The organism is Microvirga massiliensis (genome assembly GCF_001006805.1).
Classification (GTDB): Bacteria; Pseudomonadota; Alphaproteobacteria; order Rhizobiales; family Beijerinckiaceae; genus Microvirga; species Microvirga massiliensis.
On sequence record NZ_LN811358.1, the window covers coordinates 107839 to 116640 of the forward strand.

The 8802-nt window shown below is 63.2% G+C and carries 10 protein-coding genes and 2 pseudogenes; 8 read left to right on the plus strand and 4 right to left on the minus strand.

Annotated features, from left to right (window positions below; translation table 11 throughout):
- Positions 1–38 precede the first annotated feature (38 nt).
- From BN1233_RS24670 to BN1233_RS24680, 3 genes are all read left to right on the plus strand, one after another.
- Positions 39–845 carry a shikimate dehydrogenase family protein gene (locus BN1233_RS24670; RefSeq protein ID WP_046866291.1) on the plus strand — a complete coding sequence of 269 codons (807 nt, stop codon included), beginning with the start codon at positions 39–41 and terminating at the stop codon, positions 843–845.
- A gap of 37 nt (positions 846–882) precedes the next feature.
- Positions 883–2355: an NAD-dependent succinate-semialdehyde dehydrogenase gene (locus tag BN1233_RS24675; protein ID WP_046866292.1), complete on the plus strand. Its 1473-nt coding sequence runs from the start codon at positions 883–885 to the stop codon at positions 2353–2355.
- Positions 2356–2436: 81 nt separating this feature from the next.
- On the plus strand, positions 2437–3177 hold the full coding sequence (locus BN1233_RS24680; RefSeq protein ID WP_046866293.1) for an SDR family NAD(P)-dependent oxidoreductase: 741 nt from the start codon (positions 2437–2439) through the stop codon (positions 3175–3177).
- 490 nt (positions 3178–3667) lie between these two features.
- On the opposite strand, the pseudogene BN1233_RS44905 reads toward BN1233_RS24680, so the two are convergent.
- Positions 3668–3907: pseudogene (locus BN1233_RS44905) on the minus strand (hypothetical protein); the annotation flags it as partial.
- A gap of 379 nt (positions 3908–4286) precedes the next feature.
- Positions 4287–4406: pseudogene (locus BN1233_RS49850) on the minus strand (IS5/IS1182 family transposase); the annotation flags it as partial.
- Positions 4407–4745: 339 nt separating this feature from the next.
- On the opposite strand from BN1233_RS49850, the gene BN1233_RS47245 reads away from it, so the two are divergent.
- The 5 genes from BN1233_RS47245 (at position 4746) to BN1233_RS24705 (ending at position 8041) form a co-directional block, all read left to right on the plus strand.
- A complete protein-coding gene (locus tag BN1233_RS47245; protein ID WP_154678294.1) occupies positions 4746–4904 on the plus strand; it encodes a hypothetical protein in 159 nt (52 codons plus the stop codon).
- 39 nt (positions 4905–4943) lie between these two features.
- Positions 4944–6602 (plus strand): acetolactate synthase large subunit, encoded by a 1659-nt coding sequence (locus BN1233_RS24690; RefSeq protein ID WP_147707504.1) that lies wholly within the window; start codon positions 4944–4946, stop codon positions 6600–6602.
- A 312-nt stretch (positions 6603–6914) separates the two neighbouring features.
- On the plus strand, positions 6915–7340 hold the full coding sequence (locus BN1233_RS24695; protein ID WP_147707506.1) for a hypothetical protein: 426 nt from the start codon (positions 6915–6917) through the stop codon (positions 7338–7340).
- Entirely contained in the window at positions 7337–7708 is a 372-nt protein-coding gene (locus BN1233_RS24700; protein ID WP_046866295.1) for an iron-containing alcohol dehydrogenase, read from the plus strand. Before BN1233_RS24695 ends, BN1233_RS24700 begins: the two co-directional genes overlap by 4 nt.
- A gap of 153 nt (positions 7709–7861) precedes the next feature.
- The gene (locus BN1233_RS24705; protein ID WP_046866296.1) at positions 7862–8041 is read left to right on the plus strand and encodes a hypothetical protein; all 180 of its coding nucleotides are present in this window, start codon (positions 7862–7864) and stop codon (positions 8039–8041) included.
- A 147-nt stretch (positions 8042–8188) separates the two neighbouring features.
- Here the strand turns inward: BN1233_RS24705 and BN1233_RS24710 are convergent, their stop codons facing one another.
- Positions 8189–8407 (minus strand): hypothetical protein, encoded by a 219-nt coding sequence (locus BN1233_RS24710; protein WP_046866297.1) that lies wholly within the window; start codon positions 8405–8407, stop codon positions 8189–8191.
- Positions 8408–8485: 78 nt separating this feature from the next.
- Positions 8486–8674, minus strand: a complete 189-nt coding sequence (locus tag BN1233_RS24715) for a hypothetical protein (RefSeq protein WP_046866298.1) — start codon at positions 8672–8674, stop codon at positions 8486–8488.
- Between the last annotated feature and the right edge of the window lie 128 nt (positions 8675–8802).

The following is an 8802-nucleotide window of genomic DNA, read 5'->3' on the forward strand; positions in this document are numbered from 1 at the left end:
CTGCAACCTCAGTGACCTATTGGTTCTGTGAGATGACGATGCATCCTATCTCCGGAAAGACGCGCCTCACCGTGATTCTGGCTCACCCCGTCGCCCACGTTCGCACCCCGCAGGCGATCAACGAGCTTGCCACGCAACGCGGTGTCGACGCCGTGATGGTACCGATCGAGGTCGCACCTCCAGATCTCGGGACTGTCGTCCGAGGCTTGCGCAGCATTCAGAATCTCGACGGCATCGTCGTTACCGTCCCGCACAAGACGAGTATCGCGCAGTTCTGCGACGCATTGACTGAGCGCGCACTCCAGGCCGGTGCAGTCAATGCTATCCGGCGCGAAGCCAACGGGCGCCTCGTCGGGGATATGTTCGATGGACTCGGGTTTACAGTCGGACTCGAACGGGCCGGAATCGAGCTTCGGGGCAGAAGCGCCCTCCTGGCCGGCGCGGGCGGCGCGGCGAACGCGATTGCTTTCGCCTTGGCCGAACGTGGCGTCCAGGTCTTGAGCATCTACAATCGGACGCATGCAAAGGCGGAGGAACTCGCGACACGTGTCACCGCGGCTTTTCCGCATCTTCGGGTAGGTGCGGCGGCTTCCGCAGATCCGACCGGGCACGACCTAGTCGTGAACGCAACCTCTCTGGGCTTGAAGCCGACCGATGCCCTTCCGATCGACGTCGCCAAACTCGAACCCGACATGATCGTCGCGGAGGTGATCATGCAACCCGAGACGACGCCTCTTCTCGAGGCCGCAAGACAGTGCGGCTGCCGCATCCAACCGGGCCGGGCAATGCTGGCCTCCCAGCTTGAGCTTATTGCCGATCATCTCGGCCTCACAAGTACTGCGTGAAACGCCTCATTCCTCGCACTGAACGGGAGCTCGTCCCATGTCGATAAACGTAAACCTCAGGAATCCTGCACTGTTCCGGACCGCCAATCTGATTGGCGGCGACTGGACCGACACGGGCTCGGCCGGTCAGCCCATCAAGGTCACCGATCCTGCGACCGGCACGCTGCTCGATGCGGTGCCGAACGGCGGACGGGCTGAGACGAGGCGTGCTATCGAGGCCGCCTATGCCGCCTTCCCGGCTTGGCGCGGCAGAACGGCAGGCGACCGCGCCACGCTCCTGCGCCGACTGGCTCAGCTTATCACCGACAACCAGGAAGACTTGGCGAGACTCCTCACCTCAGAGCAAGGCAAGCCGCTCGCCGAGGCGCGCGGGGAGGTCGGCATGTCGGCGGCCTATGTCCTGTGGTTCGCGGAAGAGGCGCGGCGCATCTACGGCGATGTGATCCCGTCGCCCTGGCCGAACCGCAAGATTCTGGTCACGAAGGATCCTGTTGGAGTCGTGGGAGCCATCACACCGTGGAACTTCCCCTCCTCGATGATCGCACGCAAGCTCGGCGCGGCGCTCGCCGCCGGCTGCACCATCGTGATCAAGCCAGCCTCGCAGACGCCCTATTCCGCGCTTGCGTGGGGAGTGCTGTGCGAAGAGGCCGGGATTCCGGCCGGCGTCGTCAACATCGTGACGGGCTCGGCCCGCGAAATTGGTGCGGAGCTGACGGCCAACCCGCTCGTCAAGAAGATCACCTTCACGGGATCGACTGAGGTCGGCAAGCTCCTGATGGAGCAGGCTGCAAAGACCATGAAAAAGGTCTCGATGGAACTCGGCGGCAACGCGCCCTTCATCGTCTTCGACGATGCCGACCTCGACCGCGCCGTGGAAGGCGCGATGGCCGCCAAGTATCGCAATGCCGGCCAGACCTGCGTGTGCACGAACCGTTTCCTCGTGCAGGACGGAATCTACGAGGCCTTCGCTGAGCGCCTCGCCGAGGCTTCTGCGCGATTGAAGGTGGGCAACGGTCTGGAGGACGGGGTCCAGCAGGGGCCGCTCATCGACGATCACGCGGTCGCAAAGATCGAGGAGCACATCGAGGACGCCACCTCTAAAGGGGCCAAGGTTATCGCCGGCGGCAAGCGCCACGCGCTCGGCGGCACCTTTTTCGAGCCGACCGTGCTCACCGGCGTCACGCCTTCCATGGCAGTGGCGCGCGAGGAGACGTTCGGTCCGCTCTCGCCTCTCTTCCGATTCAAGGACGAGGTCGAGGCGGTTCGCATGGCGAATGACACCGAATACGGGCTTGCCTGCTACTTCTACACCCGTGATCTCGGCCGCGCCTTCCGGGTTTCCGAGGCCCTCGAATATGGGCTGGTTGGCGTCAATGAAGGCCTGATCACGACCGAGGTCGCGCCCTTTGGCGGCGTGAAGGAGTCCGGCGTGGGTCGCGAGGGCTCGAAATACGGCGTCGAGGATTACGTCTCGGTCAAATACACCTGCATGGGCGGGCTCGGCGCCTGAAATTCGGCAAGCCGATCACTGTCCATTCGAGGCGGGCCCCGGGGCCTGAACGAATGCACCAACGCGCGAATGGAGACTTCGATGTTCGACTTTTCCGGCAAAGTTCTCTTCCTGACGGGAGCAAATGGCGGCATCACTCGCGCGATCGCGAAAACCTTCTTCGAACTCGGCGCTTCATGCGTGCTGACGGATCTCGACGAGGACGGTGTTCGCGACTTCGCGAAGAGTCTCGATGCTTCTGGCTCACGCGCGATCGGGCTCAGGCAGGACGCCGCCAAGTCGGGCGACGCCGACAACGCGATGGCGGAAGCTAAGGATCGGTTTGGAAAGATCGATTATCTCGTAACCGGCGCCGGGCTCTATCGTGATCAGATGATTCACGACATGACCGATGCGCAGTGGCATCAGACGATCGGGATCAATCTCGACGGCGTCTTTTATACATGTCGCGCGGCGATCCCACTTCTCGCTGAAGGTGGCTCTATCGTGAATATTGCTTCCATGGCAGGGCACCGCGGCAGCTTCATGCATACCCACTATGCCTCTGCGAAAGGAGCGGTGCTGACGTTTTCGCGTTCTCTGGCTCTCGAGCTCGCGCCTCGGATTCGCGTCAACGCCGTCTCTCCCGGCCTAATCGAAACACCCCTGGTTCAGCCATTGCTCGCGGCGCGCGGACCGTCGCTGATCGAGCTGACGCCTCTGAAGCGCCTGGGACAGCCGGAGGAGGTCGCGCACACCGTCGCCTATCTTTGCTCCGATTGGGCGAGCTTCATTACCGGCGAGACTATTCATGTGAATGGTGGCCTCTACATCGCAAGTTGATGCAGCGCGTCGTGGTATTCATCGCCGACGAGGAGCAGCGCGCTCCCTGCTGCGCCTCGATGCGCGCCTTCAGGATCTTCGGAGTATCCCGACATTCGCCAGCGCATCGCCGCCAATGTGGCAGCGCGCGCTTGAGCGGACAGCCGAGTCCCAGGTGAGCTCGTCTGTCCCCTCAACTCTGGCTTGAGTGCGGAACCGGCGTATCGGCAGTGCTGAGGCTCTCTCGTAGCACATGCAGCGTACGCGCCTTCGCGTTCGCCGCCGCCTCTTGCGCGAACTGTTACAATTTCTCTACGCGGCGCGAATCACCGAGCACGACCTCATGCACGGCGTTCGCGATGATTGTTGCCGGTTTGCCTTACATGAGACCTTAACTCTGAACGCCAATGTGCATGCTGCTTCCTCTTGGACCCATTGCTCGCGAGGGGCGCACCCGCTGGGCTGCTTACGTGGCTGCTACTGTCTTTCGGCCTAATGCTTTTCGGTCACGTCATCCAATCGCACTCGGCGGGACGGTCCACTCAATTGCCGAACCCTCAGGGAGCGACGCCATGTTGATCACGAAGCGGTAGCGGACATCCGAACTCTCCATGCACTCGAAAGCCTCGTTGATCTGGTCCATGCGGATCATCTCGCAATCAGGCAGGATGTTCTTGCGCGCACAGAAGTCGAGCAATTCCTGGGTATTGGCGATGCTGCCGATGGGAGAGCCGGCCACGCGCCGCCGCCCCGATGATCAAGGACCCGGTGAACGGCTCGGCGAGGTGACCGAGATGCCCTACGATCATCCGGATCAGCCGCACGGGCCCAGCCCGCGCACAAGTCTTGTCGGCACTCACCCGAGATAGGAGCCGGATGCGGGAAAGCCCCACGTCCGGATCTGTGCGGGGGGCGCTCGTAACGAGCGGCCCTAGCGCGAACGCCGTGTTCTGGACCAGGCGCGCCACGTGCTTGTCGGTCAGGCGCGCGAAGCCGCAACGGTCAGGTATTGCATGCCCCTTTAGGCCGCTGCATCGGAGTGTTGACTCCTGCCGAAGAAGGTCGAAGGCCTTGCTGACCGTTTGAGTCGCACCGCACCGGGTGCAAAGAGCCTCTCCCGGTAGGGCCTGACGCCAGGTGATGATGCCATGAGCGAAGTGGAGTAGGGCAAGATCGTTGGCGGGCTTTTTGGCCCAGCGGATCAAGATCGAGCGGAAGCGGTGGAGCCAGGAGTGTGTGCGCTCGACCAGAGCCAAACGGGTGTCGGGCGCGGGCCACTGGGATTGGCATTGCACGCCCGACCTTTGCCTGCGCATGCAGGGCGTATTTCCCTGGCCTCTCCAATCGGAGGCGTGCATGAGCGGGCACACGCTGGGTCCGGAAGAAGACCTGCAAGGTAGGCCCTGCAAGAACCTATCATGATCCTGGCTGTGCGAAAACGCGAGTCGGCTATGATTGTCTTGGTCAGACGAGGAGGGTCGGATGGGGCGTTTCGTTGTCGGTGCGGATCGTTCCCAGATAACCTTCCTGCCCGAATGCCTCGATAACCGAGTTGGCGAGGATAGCTCGGGTTCATTCTCGGCCCGGTGATGGAGGAGTTCCTGGGCCGCGCCCTCCTGCTCTCGAAGGGCGATCCCACCATCCTGGTGACCCGGCCGATGCTCGTCGCGTTCCTGGTCCTGCTCGCGCTGGTGCTCATGCCTTCCTTCAGCAAGACCCGCGAGGTGGCGTTCCAGGAAGAGGCCTAGGGCGCGAACCCGCGCGGGGTCCGCCGATCAGGGGAGGAAATGGTGATGAAGGGATCTGACTTGTTGGTGGCGGCGCTCGAGAACGAGGGCATCGACCGGATCTTCGGGGTGCCCGGCGAGGAGAACCTCGAAGTGGTCGAATCCTTGCGGACGTCCTCGATCGAACTCGTGCTGACGCGCCACGAGCAGTCGGCGGCGTTCATGGCGGCCACCCATGGCCGCCTGACCGGGCGTCCCGGGGTCTGCCTCGCGACCCTGGGGCCGGGCGCGCTCAACCTGGTGACCGGTGCGGCCTACGCACACCTTGGCGCCATGCCGATGGTGATGATCACCGGCCAGAAGGCCATCATGACGGCCCGGCAGGCGCGGTTCCAGATCGTCGACATCGTCGCCACGATGAAGCCGCTCACGAAATCGTCGCGCCAGATCGTGAGCGCCGCCTCGATCCCGGCCGTCGTGCGCGAAGCATTCCGCGTCGCGCAGGAGGAGCGTCCCGGCCCCGTCCTGCTCGAACTGCCGGAGGACGTGGCGGGCGAGGAGGTCGAGCCCGTGCCACTCGTGCCGCCGCACGCGGTCGACATCCCGGTCGCCCACCCGGCGGCGCTCGATCGGGCCGCCGCGATGATCCTGGCAGCCAGGAGCTCGCTCATCATGCTCGGAGCGGCCGCGAGCCGGCCGCAGCTGGCTGAGCAGTTGTCGGCGTTCGTGCACCGGACCCGCCTGCCGTTCTTCACCACGCAGATGGGCAAGGGCTCGGTCGCGGGCGGGTCCAACCTCTACATGGGCACCGCCGCCCTGTCCGAGCGTGACTACGTGCATCGGGCGATTGACCGGGCCGACCTCATCATCGCCATCGGCCACGACACCGTGGAGAAGCCGCCGTTCATCATGGGCGAAGGCGGGCCGCAGGTGATCCATGTCAGCTATACGCCGGCCACCGTCGAGCAGGTCTACTTCCCCCAGGCCGAGGCCGTCGGCGATGTCGGACCAAGTCTGGCCCTTCTTGCGGATCGCCTGGAAGGCCAGCTGCAGCCCGGCCAGTCGGACTTGCTTGGCCTCAGGGCCGGCATCCTGGAGCGCATCAACGATCGCGCCACTGAGAACCGCTTTCCGGTCACGCCGCAGCGGCTGGTGCATGATGTCCGCGAGGTGATGCCGGAGGACGGCATCGTGTGCCTGGACAACGGCATGTACAAGATCTGGTTTGCCCGCAACTACCGCACGCGGGTCGCCAACACGCTTCTGCTCGACAATGCGCTGGCCACGATGGGCGCCGGCTTGCCCTCGGCCATGATGGCGACGCTGCTCTATCCACAGCGGCGCGTGCTGGCGGTGTGCGGCGACGGCGGCTTCATGATGAACAGTCAGGAGCTGGAGACTGCGGTGCGGCTCAAGCTCGACTTGGTGGTGCTGATCCTGGATGACTCCGCCTATGGCATGATCCGCTGGAAGCAGGCGGCCGACCACTTCCCTGACTTTGGCCTGACCTTCGGCAATCCCGACTTCGTCAAGTATGCCGAGTCCTATGGCGCGCGCGGCTGGCGGGTGAACGCCACCGAGGACCTGATCCCGACACTGGAGCAGGCCTTCAGCACCGGTGGGGTGCATGTGGTGGCGGTTCCGATCGACTACTCCGAGAACACGCGCGTTCTCATCGAGGAACTCAGAAACCACACACCCGAACCCGAGCCAGCATGAGCTAGGGAAATGAGCATGCTGCAGGTCGTGCAGCGTTCGACCGAACGCCGATCGCTGAAATCCCGACCGACGATGCGAACGCACCCGAGGCAGTGGAATATAGCCGCACGCGATTCCATCGCTGCAACGGCCGGTTGCTCGAATGATCTGCACATCTTCGTAGATCAAAAGGTTCTGATGGAGCCCAACTGACCATGAACCAGATCGGGTCACCAGGAGCAACCATCAGGGAGGGCTCGGCCGCCATACAAAGGGAGGATACTTATGAGTGCTATTTCGAGAGACCGGCTTGGTCAGCACGGAGGCGACGCAGTGTGGGCTACCGAACATGAGAAAGGGGATGGAAGGAAGCAGAACGGCGAGGCAAGGAGCTGCTCGAGCGGGTCGGCTCAGATCGCTTCGGTCGTATTGCCGTTTCTCGAGAAGGCGAAGAGTGACCTTCATGACCCGGAACTTCGCTTGGACTATGGTATCAGGAAATTCGACGTCGCGACGGGTGAGAACTGGTCCGTCTACTTCAGGCTCGCGAACACAAAGAGCCAGAAGACAAGTCACTACTACACCATTGAGCTCAGCTCCCGATCGCCCCTGATCATCATGGCGGACAGCCTCGATGTCGGCTCAACGGTTCGCCGGAGGGAGATCTGCGACGAGGCGGTCCAGTTGCACGACGACATCACGGAACAGACCTTGGCGAAGCTCCTCGACCGCGCGGCTGAAGAGGCAGGCCAGGCATGAACCCGTTTACCTTCCAGACCACACCGAACGTTCTCTTCGAGGCAGGCGCACCCAAAAGAATTGCGGCATTGGTGTCTGAATTCTGCGCCCGGCGCATCCTGTTGGTCACCGACAAGGGCGTGCGGGGCGCAGGCCTGACCCAGGACGCCGAGGAAAACCTTGCAGTCAGCTGCGATCTCACCGTGTTCGAGGATATGGTTGCTGATCCACCCGCGCATGTGGTCGAGGCTGCGGTCACCCTGTGCCGGGAGAAGCGGGTCGAGGCGGTTGTCTCGATCGGTGGCGGTAGTGCGCTCGATACGGCGAAACTCGTCGCCTATCTGGCCAGGTCCGATGATCGGCTCGACGACGTCTTTGGGGTGATGTGACCGAATATCTTGGCCACAGCCTTCAGCTTACCTTCCTCTTCGGGCCGCGCAGCATGAGAGCGAAAAGCTCCCACGTTAGGCCGGCTGGGGAATTTCAAATGACGTGTTACTCCCGGAGGGCGAAGCTGCGCTCTCGAGCCAGAGGACTTGCGCATGGCGGCTGACGCGTATGAGGCCACAGTGGCAGCCGTTGGTGGACCCCTGTCCGAGCCCTCCCGCGAGCACCTGGCGCACTTCATCCTTGAGCGCTTGTTCCATGGCGAGCGTGATGCAGAGCGCCTGCAGGTCGATGCACTGGTTTTTACGAAGCGGGTCTTTGGTGGGCGCGCTTAGGCCAGCACAGACGCTCGCTGTTAGTGGATCGGCCCGGCATGGGCGAGCCGAGCGGGGGATCAAGGAAGTCGGGCCGTTATGCAACGCCGGCCCGCGCGCAGATTGCTCGGAGTGAAGGTCCGTTGACGCTGCGGCGGTGTCTGCCTGTCATTGCTGATCGGACGAAGATGGCCGCTTCTCGGCGCTCTCCGGCTGCTCGGCGTGCCACTGGCGCCATTGCGCCTGCAGATGGACCGGCACGTATGGTGCCTCGGGCGGCTCGTGAACGACCAAGCCCTTCTGGACGAGCGCAGAAAGGTAACCGATATCCATCGGGCGATCGGTGTCGTTCACGGCGATGCGCTCGAACAGAATGATCTCGGCCAAACTGCACTCGGCCGCTGCCGCGGGGTGCCTGGTCTTTGGCTGATTTCCTTGGGGTGCCATATCGGAGCGTCGAACCCCTCAGATCTCGGGCAAAGGCACCTTAGACACGAGCACGGCGTCCGCGCTGCTCTCGATCACCACGATGCGCCCTAGGTCCGAGTGCCAGCCTTCCACCGCATAGAGCGATCCGTCGATCCGATCCTCGGTGACCTTCAGGTCTGCGATGATGGCCCCGGCAAGGTCGAGGCTGATGGTCTGATGATGCATGCCGGTAAAGCCGTTCGGCCGTGATTTGGTTCAAGCGCGACGATCGCCGGCGGGCACAAGAAACTCGCTCGGCATAAACCGACCGAGCGGGCAGAGTAGGGGGTGGACTGAACCGCCCCGGGTTTGCC